The 16583-nt window shown below is 59.7% G+C and carries 18 protein-coding genes; 10 read left to right on the top strand and 8 right to left on the bottom strand.

Annotated features, from left to right (window positions below):
• Positions 1–75 precede the first annotated feature (75 nt).
• Entirely contained in the window at positions 76–1089 is a 1014-nt protein-coding gene (gene bmt / locus AC13RE_RS03340) for a betaine--homocysteine S-methyltransferase (protein WP_488561951.1), read from the top strand.
• A gap of 120 nt (positions 1090–1209) precedes the next feature.
• Here the strand turns inward: bmt and glf are convergent, their stop codons facing one another.
• The 6 genes from glf to AC13RE_RS03370 all read right to left on the bottom strand — a co-directional run bounded on the left by glf (position 1210) and on the right by AC13RE_RS03370 (position 7730).
• A complete protein-coding gene (gene glf, locus AC13RE_RS03345; RefSeq protein ID WP_488561952.1) occupies positions 1210–2385 on the bottom strand; it encodes a UDP-galactopyranose mutase in 1176 nt (391 codons plus the stop codon).
• A 36-nt stretch (positions 2386–2421) separates the two neighbouring features.
• The gene (locus AC13RE_RS03350; protein WP_132716896.1) at positions 2422–3222 is read right to left on the bottom strand and encodes a hypothetical protein; all 801 of its coding nucleotides are present in this window, start codon (positions 3220–3222) and stop codon (positions 2422–2424) included.
• A gap of 255 nt (positions 3223–3477) precedes the next feature.
• Positions 3478–4410 (bottom strand): CgeB family protein, encoded by a 933-nt coding sequence (locus AC13RE_RS03355; protein ID WP_488561953.1) that lies wholly within the window; start codon positions 4408–4410, stop codon positions 3478–3480.
• 131 nt (positions 4411–4541) lie between these two features.
• Positions 4542–5288 carry a phosphodiester glycosidase family protein gene (locus AC13RE_RS03360; protein ID WP_488561954.1) on the bottom strand — a complete coding sequence of 249 codons (747 nt, stop codon included), beginning with the start codon at positions 5286–5288 and terminating at the stop codon, positions 4542–4544.
• Between the two features lie 67 nt (positions 5289–5355).
• Positions 5356–6030, bottom strand: coding sequence for a ferredoxin (locus AC13RE_RS03365; protein ID WP_488562533.1), 675 nt, complete (start codon positions 6028–6030; stop codon positions 5356–5358).
• Positions 6031–6149: 119 nt separating this feature from the next.
• Positions 6150–7730 (bottom strand): trimethylamine methyltransferase family protein, encoded by a 1581-nt coding sequence (locus AC13RE_RS03370; protein WP_488561955.1) that lies wholly within the window; start codon positions 7728–7730, stop codon positions 6150–6152.
• Positions 7731–7989: 259 nt separating this feature from the next.
• On the opposite strand from AC13RE_RS03370, the gene AC13RE_RS03375 reads away from it, so the two are divergent.
• Positions 7990–8691 carry a corrinoid protein gene (locus tag AC13RE_RS03375; protein ID WP_112334822.1) on the top strand — a complete coding sequence of 234 codons (702 nt, stop codon included), beginning with the start codon at positions 7990–7992 and terminating at the stop codon, positions 8689–8691.
• Between the two features lie 63 nt (positions 8692–8754).
• On the opposite strand, the gene AC13RE_RS03380 is transcribed toward AC13RE_RS03375, so the two are convergent.
• On the bottom strand, positions 8755–8913 hold the full coding sequence (locus AC13RE_RS03380) for an entericidin domain-containing protein (RefSeq protein WP_112334606.1): 159 nt from the start codon (positions 8911–8913) through the stop codon (positions 8755–8757).
• Between the two features lie 19 nt (positions 8914–8932).
• On the opposite strand from AC13RE_RS03380, the gene AC13RE_RS03385 reads away from it, so the two are divergent.
• From AC13RE_RS03385 to AC13RE_RS03415, 7 genes are all read left to right on the top strand, one after another.
• Positions 8933–9571: a DUF1638 domain-containing protein gene (locus AC13RE_RS03385; RefSeq protein WP_488561956.1), complete on the top strand. Its 639-nt coding sequence runs from the start codon at positions 8933–8935 to the stop codon at positions 9569–9571.
• A gap of 236 nt (positions 9572–9807) precedes the next feature.
• Positions 9808–10110, top strand: a complete 303-nt coding sequence (locus tag AC13RE_RS03390) for a virulence factor (RefSeq protein ID WP_132716901.1) — start codon at positions 9808–9810, stop codon at positions 10108–10110.
• Positions 10103–10681, top strand: coding sequence for a methylenetetrahydrofolate reductase C-terminal domain-containing protein (locus AC13RE_RS03395; protein WP_112334604.1), 579 nt, complete (start codon positions 10103–10105; stop codon positions 10679–10681). The genes AC13RE_RS03390 and AC13RE_RS03395 overlap by 8 nt, the downstream gene beginning before the upstream one ends.
• Before the next feature lie 3 nt (positions 10682–10684).
• On the top strand, positions 10685–11791 hold the full coding sequence (locus AC13RE_RS03400) for a methylenetetrahydrofolate reductase (protein ID WP_015340225.1): 1107 nt from the start codon (positions 10685–10687) through the stop codon (positions 11789–11791).
• 102 nt (positions 11792–11893) lie between these two features.
• Positions 11894–12862, top strand: coding sequence for a methyltetrahydrofolate cobalamin methyltransferase (locus AC13RE_RS03405; protein ID WP_015340226.1), 969 nt, complete (start codon positions 11894–11896; stop codon positions 12860–12862).
• 1 nt (position 12863) lies between these two features.
• Positions 12864–13193 (top strand): hypothetical protein, encoded by a 330-nt coding sequence (locus AC13RE_RS03410; RefSeq protein WP_488561957.1) that lies wholly within the window; start codon positions 12864–12866, stop codon positions 13191–13193.
• A 54-nt stretch (positions 13194–13247) separates the two neighbouring features.
• Positions 13248–15248 (top strand): ASKHA domain-containing protein, encoded by a 2001-nt coding sequence (locus tag AC13RE_RS03415; RefSeq protein WP_488562534.1) that lies wholly within the window; start codon positions 13248–13250, stop codon positions 15246–15248.
• Between the two features lie 35 nt (positions 15249–15283).
• Here AC13RE_RS03415 and AC13RE_RS03420 read toward each other — a convergent pair whose 3' ends face one another.
• A complete protein-coding gene (locus tag AC13RE_RS03420; protein WP_132716903.1) occupies positions 15284–16183 on the bottom strand; it encodes a LysR family transcriptional regulator in 900 nt (299 codons plus the stop codon).
• Between the two features lie 118 nt (positions 16184–16301).
• Here AC13RE_RS03420 and AC13RE_RS03425 point away from each other — a divergent pair, with 118 nt between their 5' ends.
• Positions 16302–16547, top strand: a complete 246-nt coding sequence (locus AC13RE_RS03425; protein WP_015340230.1) for a hypothetical protein — start codon at positions 16302–16304, stop codon at positions 16545–16547.
• The last annotated feature ends 36 nt before the right edge of the window (positions 16548–16583 follow it).

Below are 16583 nucleotides of genomic sequence, written 5' to 3' on the forward strand. Positions count from 1 at the left end.
TCGTTGTGTTCACATAAAGAAATGTTTATATCTGCATTTGACACTCTTTAGAGCCGCCGCATCCGAGGACACACTATGACCGTCGCCACCAATCCCTTGACCGATCTGCTTGCCGAAAAAGGCGTACTGCTTGCCGACGGCGCAACCGGCACGAACCTCTTTGCCATGGGCCTGGAGGCCGGCGAAGCGCCCGAGCTCTGGAACGAACAGCATCCCGACCGGATCACGAAGCTGCATCAGGATTTCGTCGATGCCGGCGCCGACATCATCCTCACGAACACTTTCGGCGGCACGCGCCATCGCCTCAAGCTTCATCATGCTCAGGATCGCGTGCACAGCCTCAACAAGACGGCAGCCGAGATCGCCCGTGCCGTTGCCGACAAGGCCAGCCGCAAGGTCATCGTCGGCGGCTCGGTAGGGCCGACGGGCGAGTTGCTGATGCCGCTCGGCGCCTTGACCTATGAAGACGCCGTCGCAGCCTTCGTCGAGCAGATGGAAGGCCTTCAGGCCGGCGGTGCCGATGTTGCCTGGATCGAAACCATGTCTTCGCCGGACGAGATCCGCGCTGCTGCCGAAGCCGCTGCCAAGGTCGGCTTGCCCTATACATATACCGGCTCGTTCGACACGGCCGGCAAGACGATGATGGGCCTACACCCGAAGGATATTCATGCCGTCGCCACCGATATCGGTGCAGGGCCGCTTGCGGTCGGCGCCAATTGCGGCGTCGGCGCATCGGATATCCTGTCCAGCCTCCTCGACATGACCGAGGCAGACCCGGCCGCCATCGTTATCGTCAAGGGTAATTGCGGCATCCCCGAATACCGTGGCGCAGAGATCCATTATTCCGGCACACCGCCGCTGATGGCCGACTATGCACGCCTTGCCCGCGATGCCGGAGCCAAGATCATCGGCGGCTGCTGCGGCACCTCCTGCGACCACCTTGCCGCCATGCGGGAGGCGCTGGACAGCTACGTGCCTGGCGCTCGCCCAACGCTGGAGACGATCATCGAGCGGATTGGCCCCATGCGCAACAAGACGGCCAACGAAGGCGGCGCCGCTCCGGCGCGTGAGCGTCGCAGACGCTCCTAAGCAATCTAAGGAAAGCCCGACAACCGAGCTTCCCCTTGCGAATCGGGTATTTTCGCCTTGAGCTTTGTTCGGCACTGCCGACAGTTACGCGCCGAATATCGGCGCATAACAGGCGATCGCCTATCTTTCACCGCCGATAGCGCGGCCCTCGGTGAAATGCGGAACAATCCGGCTATCGAAGGCCTTCAAGGCAGCGCCGATGGCTTGGTGCATGTCGAGATATCGGTAGGTGCCGAGCCGGCCGCCGAAATGAACATTCGCCTCCGCCTCGGCCCGCTCGCGATAGCGCAGGAAGATCTCCTTGTCCTGACGCGTGTCGATTGGATAATAGGGTTCATCGACGCGCTTCGCCGATCGTGAATATTCCCGCACAACGACCGTCTTTTCGGTCTGGTAGCTTCGCTCGGGATTGAAATGCCGAAACTCGAGGATACGCGTATAGGGGATTGTTTTATCGGCATAATTCATGACCGCCATCCCCTGGAAGTCGCCGGTGTTCAGCGTCTCCTTCTCAAAGTCGATGGTGCGCCAGCCCAACTCGCCTTCGGAATAATCGAAATAGCGGTCGATCGGGCCGGTATAGACGATCGGAAGCCCGGCCGGCAGCGTTGATTTCAGCGAGAAGAAATCAACGCCCAGGGCAATACGGATCTTCGGATGCTTCAGCATCCTCTCGAAAATCGCCGTATACCCGTCGACCGGCAGGCCCTCATACTTGTCGTTGAAATAGCGATTGTCGAAGGTGTAGCGGACCGGCAGGCGCGTAATGATGTGTTCGGGCAGATCACGCGGATCCGTTTGCCACTGCTTGGCCGTATAGCCGCGGATGAAGGCCTCATACAAGGGCCGGCCAATCAGCGAAATCGCCTTCTCTTCGAGGTTGGCCGGATGACGCCCGGCCATTTCTGCGGCCTGATCGGCAATCAGCGCCCTCGCCTGGTCGGGCGAAAGGCGCCGGTTGAAGAATTGTGAGATCGTGCCGAGGTTGATCGGCATCGAATAGACCTGATCGCGATAGGTCGAATAGACACGATGCTTGTAGTCGGTGAACGCCGTAAACCTGTTAAGGTAGGCCCAGATCAGTTCGTTGGGCGTGTGAAAGAGATGCGCGCCGTAGCGGTGAACCTCGATGCCGGTCTCGCTGTCGAACTCGCTATAGGCGTTGCCGCCGATATGGCTCCGGCGGTCGATCAGAAGCACATTCTTCTGCAGCTCGTTGGCCACTCGCTCCGCGATCGTCGCGCCATAGAAACCGGCGCCAACCACAAGCAAGTCAACATCGGCGAAATTGATCATGATCGCGAGACCAACCTTCTTGCCGCCAACTTTCGATCAGACCTGCCCGAATACACTGAAGACCTCCAATTCGAACTTTGTCTCTTCGACGGCAATAGAGCGCCGATAGATGCCGAAATCCTCGAACCTCTCCGGGAAATTCTGGATCACGTCATCGATCGCTCTTGAAATCTCGTGCGTTCGTTGGGGATGATTGCCAAACTTGTATTTGGCCGGAATGGGCAAATCCTCGAAATTGTTGGCCGAGCCGTTCCGACCGGTGATCACACAGCATCCGAGCAGCGCCGCTTCGCGCGGCATGCGGTCCTTGCCGGCATGCGGACCGAAGTCGACGTAAACCTTGGCCTGCGCCATGTTTTGATGGACTTCCGTCGGCGACATGCCGCTCAGGATCTTGAATTCATATTGCGGAGACATGGTCGCCAGTTGGCGCCCGAAAGCCTCGGCCTTGTTGTTGAACAGAACCAGATCGCGCCGCTGCTGAATCGGCTGTGGCGCCACGTTGTTTGCCAGTGTCGTAAAATCCGAGATCCGCAAGACATCGCTGAAGCCCAAAATACTGAGCTGTGCCGTGGCATAGGAGGATTGCGACAGCATCTTGCAGTCGTTCTCCAGAAGGAACGGTACGCCGCCCAGCGGCATCAGATGCCGCATGCCGTAATCGAAACTGAGCCACCAATAGGCTTTAGTCGCCTTCTTGAAGAGTGGAATCAGATGCGGCCATATCTCCGGAAACACCACGATCGCGTTTTCGTTGTCGATGATATAGTCCGAGCTTTCGGTCGCGTAGGCCCGATATTGCGGATGAACGGCATTCTCGTATTCCCGAAATACCATCGTGGTTTCCCCCTCAGGGGACGGCATCAGGGAGTGATCGGAACCATTGGTATAGACCATCCTGGCACTGCGCCCGATTTTGGTCAGCCTTGCGCAAAGTTGGTGAAGGGCTTCCGGGCCTCCCGTCATATGATTCGGTGGGCAGAGGATGTAGATCGTTTCATTTCCAGTCATAGTCGCAGTCCACCTTCACATGTCGTTTGCCGATCCACCCGCCACAGGCGCCCGGTTCGCCGCCAAAATGCTCTAAAAAACCTAGCCGCGCCTCGCCATCAAAGCGGAAAGAATAGTCGCCTGCTGGCGCTCGCACATGAGGCTGAAGCCGCGACTCGCAATTGCCGACCGTCTCTCATCGTCGCGAACGAGCTCGATGCAGGTTTCGACAAGCCGATCATAATTGCAAAACGCCATTCCCTCAGCAAAAGCGGCCACTTCCGGGTCATGGATATTGCCCTCGCTGACGACGCAAGCGCCATTGGCAAGCAGGAAGGAAACACGGCAAATCTCGAAGATCGCGGCGTCGAAATGATGCACGTTGAGGACGATTTTAGAGCGCCCAATGTAGGCGTCGCGCTCGGTGCCGTAGACACCGAACAGGTGAACGAGGTTCAGCCCGTTTGTTTGCAGCGCCACCAGCACATTCTTGCGGCGCTCGTTGACCGAGCCGTAAAAGAGAACGTCGATATCCTTCACCGGCGCCTGGGGCACACGCGTCAGGTGCCTGTTGTATCCCACATCGAGAATTTCGGCGGGAACGCCGAACCTGGCCAGTCCCTGGCGATTGCGCTCGCTGTAATCGAGCACGGCGAATTTCTTGAGCAGTCCGAGATATCGATGATTGATCCAGCTGCTTTCAGCCGAGACCTGCTCCATATTCACGATGATGCTCTCGGGTGGCAGCCATTGCGCTGCGACCGACGGCAGCAAATTTGCGCCGTAAACGATCGGCACCCGTCCGTTCCAATCTCGCGGATTGGTTACCAGAGGCGCACTGCCGCCGAGTTCGGCAAAGGCGTAGTGCAGACCGAGGGCAACATCCTCGAAAGCGCGGCTGTGAACGTAGCCCTCTGGGCTGACGATCCAAATGCAGTGCCGATCCTTGTGATGCTCCCAACCGAAAGGAAAGGCTGGCAGGGCGTGTTCCGCGCCATGCGATGCGACAGTCTGTTTCTCCGCTTGCGCGTGCATGTTGATCCTTCTCGAAGACTCGCTGGAACCCCTCGCCTGAAAACTGCGCGATGGGCCTTGCTCAAACCTTGCGAGACCGAGAGCAGGTGAAGAGCTTCGTGAAGGCGTTCTTGTCTATATATGGAGCTGCCCTAGCCCGGCAGCATCTCCGTCACCGCGATGATCGGCCCGAGCGGAAACAGGCTGTCGCGCCTTTGCCATTCCGGTATGTCGACGCTGGAAATGCTGCCGTCGAGAAATAATGCATTCGGACAGTTCAGATCGTCGCGAAACAGTGTCGCAAAATCGTGGAAGCGCACAGGGCCGTCTGAAATCGCGAACACGACGAGCCCGTCGATAGTGACTCCGACACCGTTTCTGGTCTTGAGGCTGGTGCTATCGGCCAGAAACGACGGATGCAGCTTTCCATCGATGACAAGCATCGGCCCGGACTGTGTCGCATAGAATGGCCTGGCGCCGGAAGCAGCGAAGGCCTTGCTTTCCACGATCCCGGCCCTGCCTCTATCGACATAGAAAACCCCGTTCGGCAAGAGATGGAAATTGCCCCAGCCCTTGTTGGTGTTGATCGCCTTCACCTCGCGTCCGTTTTCGATGAAGAGACCGACAGGAGATTGATCGTCGAGATACATGCCGCCGTTCATTGCAAAGCGCACATAGACGTGCTCTTGACGCAGATCCATTTCCAGCGCCCGGAACGAGCCGTAAGGCTTACCGTTGTGATCATTCTGGAAAATCTGGACGTCGTAATGGGCGGGATCGAAGGTGCAAACTGTGTAGCCGTCGCCGAGATGCTGAACCTTGCGGCAGGCCTCACCGGCCGAGGCGGTCGCGGCAAAGGCAAGAACGGCAAGGATGAGCATCAATCGAATCAAGCGCATAGCTCCGCATCAATAGCACAAGCGCTAGAACGCATCGCAATGCGGCGAAACAAGGAGTACGCGGGAACTAAAGCTGGAGTGCCGCCATATGGAATGCAAGCTGTTCGGCGGGATAACGATAGCCGGCCCCGATCGGGCAGGCATTGCGTGCGAGACAACCGCCAACCATGCAGTCGGCCCGCCCTTCCGGCGTGCGCAAATGCGAGCGACAGCTTGGAACATCAAAGCCCGCTGTCGTTACGGCCGCTACCGGGCAGGCAGTGATACAGGGCTTGTCGACGCATACATCGCATGGATGCTGAGGAAATGCCGGTGTGAAGTCATTTTCAATGGCATCTGCAAATCCCAATGCGCCACGATAGCCGTGCCACACGCCATAAACAGGATGGATCAGAATACCGAGCGGCGATGCTTTCAAGCCTTCGGCCTGCATGGCCCATCGCTGAAACGGCTGCCAAGGCGGATCTGAAGGAAAATAGGCCGTAGCCCCTAAGCTGCTTGCGACTGGTCGGATGACTGTCTTCGACCAGTCGTCGAGCGGGTCGGACCGCCCAGCGTTCTCAGGCAAGTGCCGCCACTGCGAGAACGGTGTCCAGATCGAGCCGCCGATATTGCCAAGTAGGATCACGCTTCGCGCCGCCGTGCCATCGGCCAATAGCGGCCCCTCGCCGTCGCCGAAGGACGCTATACCTCGAACGAAAACTCCGTCGACGCCGAGCGCCGCACGGAGCTGTTCGAGCATGAGAGGGCCGCGGCTCACCGTGGCCCCTTATATTCATAGTGCGGCCGCCAGACTTCCTTCTGGATGAGGTCGGCAACGCGCGTCGCACCGCCTTGCTCCCTGGCGGCCTCGGGCTCTCTTCAGGTGAAGGCGTCGGGCATGGAATCCTTGCGCTTCTGGATATAGGCGAGCAGGGCCTCGTCGATGGCCGGATCGAGCGGCGGCGCTTCGTAGTGATCGAGCCAGGAGCGGCAAAGGGCATTGGCGCGCTGCTCGATGCGCTTCTGGCCCTCGATCTCCCACTGCTCGAAGGAATTGTTGTCTGCGAGCGCCGAGCGATAAAAGGCGGACTGGAAGTTGGCCTGCGTATGGGCACAGCCGAGATAATGGCTTCCTGGGCCGACTTCGCGAATAGCATCGAGCGCCTGGCCATTCTCCGACAGATCGACGCCCTCGGCCATCTTCTGCATCATGCCGAGCTGATCCTGGTCGATCATGAACTTCTCGTAGGAGGAAACGAGACCGCCTTCGAGCCAGCCGGCCGCATGCAGCACGAAATTCGTGCCAGCCAGCAGCGTCATGTTCAGTGTGTTCGCGGATTCATGCGCCGCCTGTGCATCCGGCACCTTCGATCCGCAGAGCGAACCGCCGGTGCGGAACGGCAGACCGAGACGTCGGGCAAGCTGTGCCGCGCCGTAGGACACGAGCGACGGCTCCGGCGTGCCGAAGGTCGGCGCACCCGACTGCATCGAGATCGAGGCGGCAAAGGTGCCGTAAAGCACCGGCGAACCCTTGCGGATCAGCTGCGTGAAGGACGCTCCGGCCAGCACTTCGGCGAGAATCTGCGTCAGCGTGCCTGCAACAGTGACAGGGCTCATTGCGCCCGAGAGAATGAAGGGCGAAACGACCGAAGCCTGGTTGTGCCGCGCATAGACTTTCAGAGCGCCGAGCATGGTCTCGTCGAACACCATCGGCGAGTTGGCATTGATGAGGTTCAGCGTCACGCAATTGTTTTCAACAAAATCGTCTCCGAATACGATCTTCGCCATGGCGATCGTATCTTCAGCACGCTCCGGTGCGGTCACCGATCCCATGAACGGCTTGTCGGAATATTTGATATGGCTGTAGACCATATCCAGATGGCGCTTGTTGACCGGGATATCGACAGGCTCGCAGACCGTGCCGCCTGACGAATGCATCGACGGCGCCATATAGGCGAGCTTCACGAAATTGCGGAAATCCTCGATCGTCGCATAGCGGCGGTTGCCCTCGAGATCGCGGACGAAGGGCGGGCCATAGACCGGCGCGAAAATCGTCGCCTTGCCACCGACATGGGCGTTGCGGGCGCTGTTGCGCGCATGCCAGGTAAATTCCTTCGGCGCGGTCTTCAAAAGCTCGCGGCAAAGGCCCTTCGGAAAATGCACACGCTGCCCGCGCACGTCGGCACCGGCCTCCTTCCAGAGCGCCAGCGCTTCCGCGTCATCGCGAAATTCGATGCCGATTTCTTCCAGAACCGTGTCGGCGTTACGTTCGATGAGCTGCAGGCCCTCTTCGTCAAGCACTTCGTAGACGCCGATCTTACGGGTGATATAGGGGAGCGAAGGACCCGGCCCGCCGCCGCTGCGCGAAGCGCGCCGCGCTGCCGCGCCCCGGCCCTCGCTGCGCGAACGCCGTCCACCGCCATCATTGCCTGCAGCCGATTGCTCAATCATATCGTCCATGATGTTTCCTCACTCCTGCGCATGAATGCGTCTATCAGGCCCCATGCTACCCGATTCCGCCAAGCGGACGTTCCTTAATGCGCCAGCAATTAGCATAGGACAGACATGGGCTGCTAATATCAACTGTTCTTCGTCCGTCGCGATTGTTCCGTGCGACGTCGCATTCAAAAAGAGTTTTGGCGGCCTTCCGGTCTATCCGTAATGGCGGCAGTGTTTTATACAAGTCTCTGATGCATTGCACGAAAACGGGATGGAGCGCATGTCTGACGACGAAATCATTCTCTCGGAACTTTCTGACGAAGAGCTCGTGCAGCAGATGCATGACGACCTGTATGACGGCTTGAAGGAAGAAATCGAGGAAGCCACCAATATCCTCCTCGAGCGTGGCTGGGCGCCTTATGATATTCTGACCCAGGCACTTGTCGAAGGCATGCGCATCGTCGGCATCGACTTCCGCGACGGCATTCTCTTCGTTCCGGAAGTTCTGCTGTCCGCCAATGCGATGAAGGCCGGCATGTTTATCCTGCGTCCGCTTCTGGCGCAGACCGGCGCGCCGAAGCTCGGCAAAATGGTGATCGGCACCGTCAAAGGCGACATTCACGACATCGGCAAGAACCTTGTCGGCATGATGATGGAAGGCGCAGGCTTCGACGTCATCGACCTCGGTATCAACAACCCGGTCGAAAACTATCTCGACGCCATCGAGCGCGAACAGCCCGACATTCTCGGCATGTCGGCCCTGCTGACCACGACAATGCCCTACATGAAGGTTGTCATCGATACTCTGAAGGAAAAGGGCCTGCGCGATGACTACGTCGTGCTGGTTGGCGGTGCGCCGCTGAATGAGGAATTCGGCAAGGCCGTAGGCGCCGATGCCTATTGCCGCGACGCCGCCGTGGCGGTCGAAACCGCTAAGGAATTCATGAAGCGCAAGCACAACAGCCTGGCTGCCGGCGCCTGAGCCTTTATTTCTCCGAGCCGGCGACGAAAAGGTTGTCGCCGGCCCGCGGGCATCCCAAATGAGTTACTGAGCAGCCTTCTTGACGGTATGACCAGCGTCCTCCGTCGCGTGGACCGCGTTTGCAGTATCTCTGCCCACGCCGCGTATGGTATTGGCGCAGGAAGCAAGTACCATGAGAACGGCGCAGGCCGCTGCAATTTTCGTGAGTGTCGATGCAGTCATGATTGGGAACCCCCTCTGAGTGGATATCGATCAAAAAAATGCGGAGAAGAACCCTCCGGGCGATAAACGTATAACAAAGCAAAAGGTTCATGTGATCGCGTGCGGCGCAATCGCGCGCGAAATACTGGCGCTTACCCGAATAAACGGGCTCGATCACATCGATCTCCACTGTCTTCCCGCAATCTATCACTCCTATCCGCAGAAGATCGCACCTGCCCTGGAAGAAGCGATTGCCGATGCCCGCTCTGGCGGCTTCGAAAAGATCTTCATCGGCTATGCCGATTGCGGCACCGGCGGCGATATCGACAGGATTTGCGAGCGCGAGGGAATAGAGCGCCTGTCCGGACCGCATTGTTATTCCTTCTTTACCGGCAACGAGGCCTTCGCGGCGCGTGACGATGATATCACCTCGTTCTTCCTCACCGACTTCCTGGCCCGCCAGTTCGAAGCCTTCGTCATCGTCCCGCTGGGTTTGGACCGTCATCCCGAATTGCGCGATATGTATTTCGGCAACTACCGCAAGGTGGTCTATCTCTCGCAGGAAGAGGATCCCGCACTGCAGGCAAAGGCGAAGGAAGCCGCCGCCTATCTCGGGCTGGACTACGAATATCGCTACACCGGGTACGGCGATCTTGCCCGCGAATTACTGACCGTCTGATTACGACACCTACGTCGCTTTTCTGTCTTCCTCCTCTTTGCCTGGGCCGACATGCTGGACGACGGAAAAACATTCAATCACAGTTCGAACCCGGCCGTTTCAAAGGATAAAGCGCCTTGGCGATACTTCCAGACGAGGTTTTCATGTCGCGTCGCTTTTCGGCATGTGCCGCGTCGTGGCGAGCGCAGTCCCGAGGTCGGCCGGCGTGCATTCTGGCGTGAAGAGGAGATTTGTGCATGGCAGATCGCATTGTCGTCTACTGGCGGGACATTCCGGCCCAGGTGATCATCAAAAAGGGCAGGCAGACGGCAAAACGCGAGCTTTCGTTGCGCTTTACCGAAGCAATAGACATGTGCGCCATGCGCACGGGTGCAGCCGAAACCGACGACTATCTCGCCGAATGGCGTAAGGCGGATCCCGTGCCGGTATCCGACGAACTCGAAGCCGAGGCGGACAAGGCGGCGAGCGAGCTTGAGGCAGCTTATGATCGCGAGCGGCTGGTGGCTCTGGTAAAATCCGGAGGCCGCGATAATGGCTGACGCCGTTCAGAAGCCCGGCAATGCCGCCGCGGGCGCAAAAGCGGCCAGCGGTGCCTATACGCCTGCGGGAGTTTCGCCCAACCGCCGCGCCCGGCGCAAATACACGGTCCGTCTCTGGGCGGTGCGTCACTCACGTTTCTTGGAATGGTTCTATCGTCGCTTCGCCGACGCCTTCCTCCTGCTTCATCCGCTGTGGAAGGCATTCGGCTATGACCGCGTGGAGCGCCCGATCACCTTCATCGAACGCAATGTGAAGGGCTTCCTGTTCGATTGCCGCATGTGCGGCCAATGCGCGCTATCATCGACAGGCATGTCCTGTCCGATGAACTGTCCCAAGCAGCTGCGCAATGGCCCCTGTGGCGGCGTGCGCGCCAACGGCAATTGCGAAGTGGAGCCCGACATGCCCTGCGTCTGGGTGCAGGCCTGGAACGGCTCGAGGAACATGACGCACGGCGACGCGATCCTCAACGTGCAGAAGCCCGTGAACCAGTCGCTGCGCGAAACATCTTCGTGGCTTCGCGTCACGGCTGAGGCCGCGGCAGCCCGTGAAACGGCGAAAAAGGAAGCCTGAGCGATGTCGCATATCGATGAAAACCCGCTTGGCGTCCATCTGCCGCTCGATCCCCTGCCCGGCCACTCTTCGCTCGGGCGGCTGGAACGCGTGCTTCGCCGCGGCGAGTTCGCCGTGACAGCCGAATTGAATCCGCCCGACAGCGCCAATGCCGAAGACGTTTATGAACGCGCAGCCATCTTCGAGGGCTGGGTCGATGGTATCAATGCCGTCGATGCCTCAGGTGCGAACTGCCATATGTCTTCAGTTGGCATCTGCGCGCTTCTGACACGCATGGGCTATGCGCCCATCATGCAGATCGCCTGCCGCGACAAGAACCGCATCGCCATCCAGGGCGACGTGCTGGGCGCTGCCGCCATGGGCGTTTGCAACATCATGTGCCTGACCGGTGACGGCGTGCAGGCGGGCGACCAGCCGGGCGCCAAGCCGGTCTTTGATCTCGATTGCATGTCGCTGCTCGAAACCGTGCGCATCATGCGCGACAACGCGAAATTCCTCTCCGGCCGCAAGCTGACCTCGCCGCCGAAGGTCTTTCTGGGCGCCGCCATCAATCCCTTCGCACCGCCTTACGATTTCCGGCCCTACCGGCTGGCGAAGAAGATCGAGGCCGGGGCGCAGTTCGTCCAGAGCCAGTATTGCTACGACGTGCCGATGTTCCGCGAATACATGAAGAAGGTGCGCGACCTCGGCCTCACCGAAAAGTGCTTCATTCTCGTCGGCGTCGGTCCGCTTGCCTCGGCAAAGACGGCGCGCTGGATGCGCTCCAACGTACCGGGTGTCCACATTCCCGATGAAATCATCAAACGCATTGAAGGTGCGCAGGATCAGAAAAAGGAAGGCAAGCAGCTCTGCATCGACATCATCAACGAGGTGAAGGAGATCGAGGGCGTTTCCGGCATCCACGTCATGGCCTACCGCCAGGAAGAATATGTCGCCGAAATGGTGCATGATTCAGGCGTTCTGAAGGGCCGTCAGCCGTGGAAGCGCGAGGCAAGCCGCAGCGACGCCCTCGTTGCCGAGCGCCTGCACCAGATCAGCGAAGGCCGGGAAGAAAACCAGCAGGCGATGGCGGAAATTGCAGCCCACCATACGCCGCCACAGACGCATTGAGTTCGATAGATAGAGGCGGGCCAGAAGAGGAACCGGCCGGCTTGTAACCCAGATCACCGCACGATAGACCAGCTATCGGGCCAACTGACCAGAGGATCCGACATGACGCGTACCATCGTTGCCTCCGCCACCCGCGAGATCATCATAGGCTTCGACCAGCCTTTCTGCGTGATCGGCGAGCGCATCAACCCGACGGGGCGCAAGAAGCTCGCTGCCGAGATGATCGAAGGCAATTTCGACACTGTCATCAAGGACGCTCTGGAGCAGGTCGCCGCCGGCGCCACCATGCTCGACGTCAATGCGGGCGTCACGTCGGTCAACCCGAACGAGACCGAACCGGGTCTCCTGGTGCAGACGCTGGAGATCGTGCAGGGTCTGGTCGACGTACCCCTTTCGATCGACAGCTCGGTCACGGCAGCGATCGAAGCCGCACTCAAGGTTGCCAAGGGCCGGCCGCTGGTCAACTCGGTGACGGGCGAAGAGGAAAAGCTCGAAGCCATCCTGCCGCTGGTCAAGAAATACGACGTGCCCGTCGTCGCCATCTCGAACGATGAGACAGGCATTTCCATGGATCCGGATGTACGCTTCGCCGTCGCCAAGAAGATCGTCGAGCGCGCCATGGATCACGGCATCAAGCCGCATGATATCGTCGTCGATCCGCTCGTCATGCCGATCGGGGCGCTCGGTGACGCCGGCCGTCAGGTCTTCGCGCTGCTGCATCGCCTGCGCAACGAACTGAAGGTCAACACCACCTGCGGGCTTTCCAACATTTCGTTCGGCCTGCCGCATCGCCACGGCATCAATGCCGGTTTCATCCCGATGGTCATCGGCGCGGGCATGACCTCGGCAATCATGAACCCTTGCCGTCCGCAGGAGATGGAAGCCGTACGCGCCGCCAACGTGCTGAACGGCACGGACGCCAATTGCACCAACTGGATCATGACCTATCGTGATTATAAGCCTGCCGAAGGCGGCGTCGCAGCCGCCGCAGCAACAGCGGCACCTGCCGCCGGCGGCGGACGCCGCGGCGGTCGTGCAGCGCGCGCCGGTGCAGGAGCAGCGAGGGAATAAGATGTCATCCGGTCGCGGCCTTTCCAATGATCTTGCCACGCTCTGGCTACAGGCACCTGTCGTGATCGCGATCAGACTGCAGCAGATGTGGATGGACGCGCTGACCGGCAATGTGAATGCCGCCGAAATGAACCGGATGGTTTCCGAAAAGATGATGGCTGCGGCGGAAAGCGCCGTTGCCGTCAACACAGCAATGGTGCAACAGGGTCTCGCGGCTCTGACGGCCGCAGGCGCGGCAAGCCAGCGCAACATGGCCGATGCGGTCGCTCACGCCGCGATAAAACCCTATAGCAGGCGTGTTCGCTCGAACGTGCGCCGCCTTAGCAAATAGAAAGGCTGATCCGTGGCCGAAGCCAGCGACAGCGCCAAACCTCTCGTCCTTTTCATGCCGTCCGGCAAGCGCGGCCACTTTCCCGTGGGAACACCTGTGCTAGAGGCCGCTCGCCAGCTCGGTGTCTATGTCGAAAGCGTCTGTGGCGGCCGCGCGACCTGCGGGCGTTGCCAGGTGTCGGTGCAGGAAGGCAATTTCGCCAAGCACAAGATCGTCTCGGCCAATGATCATCTTTCACCGATCGGGCCGAAGGAAAAGCGCTATGCCGAGGTGCGCGACCTGCCTGAAGGCCGCCGGCTCTCTTGCTCCGCCTTGATCCAGGGCGATCTCGTCATCGACGTACCGCAGGATACGGTCATCAACGCACAAGTCGTGCGCAAGGCAGCCGACGAGCGCGTGATTGCCCGCGATCCGGCTGTGCACATGTGCTACGTCGAGGTCGAGGAGCCCGACATGCACAAGCCGCTTGGCGATTTGGATCGCCTGAAGGCGGCAATCGCAGCCGACTGGAAATACGACAATCTCGAGGTGGATTTCCACCTCATCCCGCAGGTGCAGTCGATCCTGCGCAAAGGCGAATGGAAGGTGACGGCCGCCATCCATCGTGATCAGGACAGCGAGCGCCCTCGCCTCATCGCGCTCTACCCCGGCTTGAAGAACGAAGCTTACGGCATTGCCTGCGATATCGGTTCGACGACGATTGCCATGCATCTATCGTCGCTGCTGTCGGGCAGAACGGTTGCTTCGGCCGGCGCCTCCAACCCGCAGATCCGCTTCGGCGAGGATCTGATGAGCCGTGTTTCCTATGTGATGATGAACCCGGACGGCCGCGCGGCGATGACCAACGCCGTCCGCGAAGCCTTGAACGGCTTGATCGACAAGGTTTGCGCCGATGGCGGCGTGTCGCGCCAGGATATTCTGAACGCCGTCTTCGTCGGCAATCCGATCATGCACCACCTCTTCCTCGGCATCGACCCGACCGAACTCGGCGGCGCCCCCTTCGCGCTCGCCGTATCAGGGGCGGTGCATCTGAAATCGGCTGAAATCGGCCTGCCGATGAACACAGGCACCCGCATCTATATGCTGCCCTGCATCGCCGGTCATGTCGGCGCCGATGCGGCTGCTGCGACACTTGCCGAAGGGCCGCATCGCCAGGATGAGATGATGCTGCTGGTCGATATCGGCACCAATGCGGAAATCGTACTCGGCAACCGCCATCGCGTCGTCGCCGCTTCCTCGCCGACCGGCCCCGCCTTCGAAGGTGCTGAGATTTCCAGCGGTCAGCGTGCCGCCCCCGGCGCGATCGAACGCGTGCGGATTGATCCTGTCACGCTGGAGCCACGCTACCGCGTCATCGGCATCGAACAGAGGTCGGACGAGCCGGGCTTCGAGGAAGCCGCAGCCAAGGTCGGTGTCACCGGCATCTGCGGCTCGGCCATCATCGAGGTCGTCGCCGAAATGTTCCTGACCGGCATCATCTCGGAAGATGGCGTCGTCGATGGCTCGATGGCTGCACGCTCGCCGCGCATCCTTCAGAATGGCCGAACCTATTCCTATCTGCTGCGAGACGGCGAACCGCGTATCACGGTCACCCAGAACGATATTCGCGCCATCCAGCTTGCCAAGGCCGCACTCTATGCCGGAGTCAAGCTGCTGATGGACAAGCAGGGCATCGATCATGTCGACCGCATCGGCCTCGCCGGCGCCTTCGGCACTTTCATCGATCCCAAATATGCGATGGTGCTGGGGCTCATTCCCGACTGCGAACTCGACAAGGTCAAGGCCGTCGGCAATGCCGCCGGCACCGGCGCGCGCATGGCGCTGCTCAACCGCGGCCATCGCCGCGAGATCGAGGAAACCGTCAGGAAAATCGAGAAGATAGAGACGGCGCTTGAATCGAAGTTTCAAGAGCATTTCGTCTACGCCATGGCCTTGCCGAACAAGGTCGACAGCTTCCCGGAACTGTCCAAGGTCGTGACATTGCCGGAGCGTAAGCAGATCTCCGACGATGGCGGAGACGGCGGCGGCCGCAGGCGTCGCCGCAGCCGCGAGTAAGAAGGCAATTTGTCCAGGAGATGGTTGGCCGCGATTCACGCGGCCATTTTGCGCCCGATCTCGACGAAGGCCTGGCGAATGCTGTCTGCCACCGCTTTCATCGGTCCGGTCATCTGCGATGCCGTCAGCAGACGAATGTCGAAGGACGTCAGTTCCGGTAGCCCCTCGTTCGGCCCGAGGATTTCCATATCATCGGTGATGTAGGAGCGCGGGAATGGCGCGACGGCAAGATCGGAGACGATCGCGGCGCGCTGCGCCATCGTATGCGCGCTGAGATAGGAAACGCGATAAGCACGCTTCTGCCGCTCCAGCTGCGACATCGCTTCCGACCGCCAGATGCAGCCCTCTTCCCAGATCGAGATCGGCAGCGGATCGCGGCGATAGGCGGTACCGCACTTGGCGCCGGCCCAGACGAGACGCTCCGTGTAGATGACCTCACCCTCGGTCGGGAAAGGACGCGTCGCGCAATTGATCAGCGCGAGGTCCAGCCGCTGTTCCTCGATGCGCTTCTTGAGCTGGATGCTCATATCGACGACGACATCGACCATGATGCCTGGATAAGTTTCCGAAAAACTCTTCAGGATGGTCGGCAGCAGGCGCTCGCCTATATCGTCAGGCGCGCCAAGCCGTACCACCCCGCTGAGTTCTGGCATGATGAAGCGCGACACCGCCTCATTGGAGAGCGCCAGAATATTGCGCGCATAGGAAAGCAGCATCTCCCCATGCTGCGTCAGGCTCACCGAGCGCGCGTCGCGCAGGAACAGCGTGACGCCGAGCTGCTCCTCCAGCTTCTTGATCTGCATCGAAACGGCGGATGGCGTGCGAAAAACAGCATCGGCCGCGGTCGAAAAATTCCCCGTTTCGGCAATCGCGACAAAGGTACGCAGAACTTCATTGTCAAGCAACGGTATGGGCCGGCGGAACGGTACGGTCATATCGGTTACCTTTCAATTTTTCTGATCCTAAGCACCATATCATTTCATTTGTCTGAATGTCAACGAAGCACCATATTAGACGTAATGGAAATTCAGACAGCCTCAAAGGAGTAAAATCATGGCTGGCATGGTATCAGACGAAGCCTCACGGCTTTTCTCTCTTTTACGCCTCCGCAAGATTCAGCGGATGGCACAGCACACCCTCGACGAGATTGCCACCCGCTTTCCCGCTCATCTGATCGATGACGTCAATGCACGCGGCCTCCCGCCGGATCGCACATTGTCGGCGCTGGAGCGGAAACCCGGCAAATTGCGTTCGTTCAATAATACTAATGGCAGCTATAAGATCTATTCGTTTGATTGATGGATCTGGCAGGCCCATATTAAACCCGTGACATTT

Source organism: Martinezella sp. CNPSo 3959, from assembly GCF_057784355.1.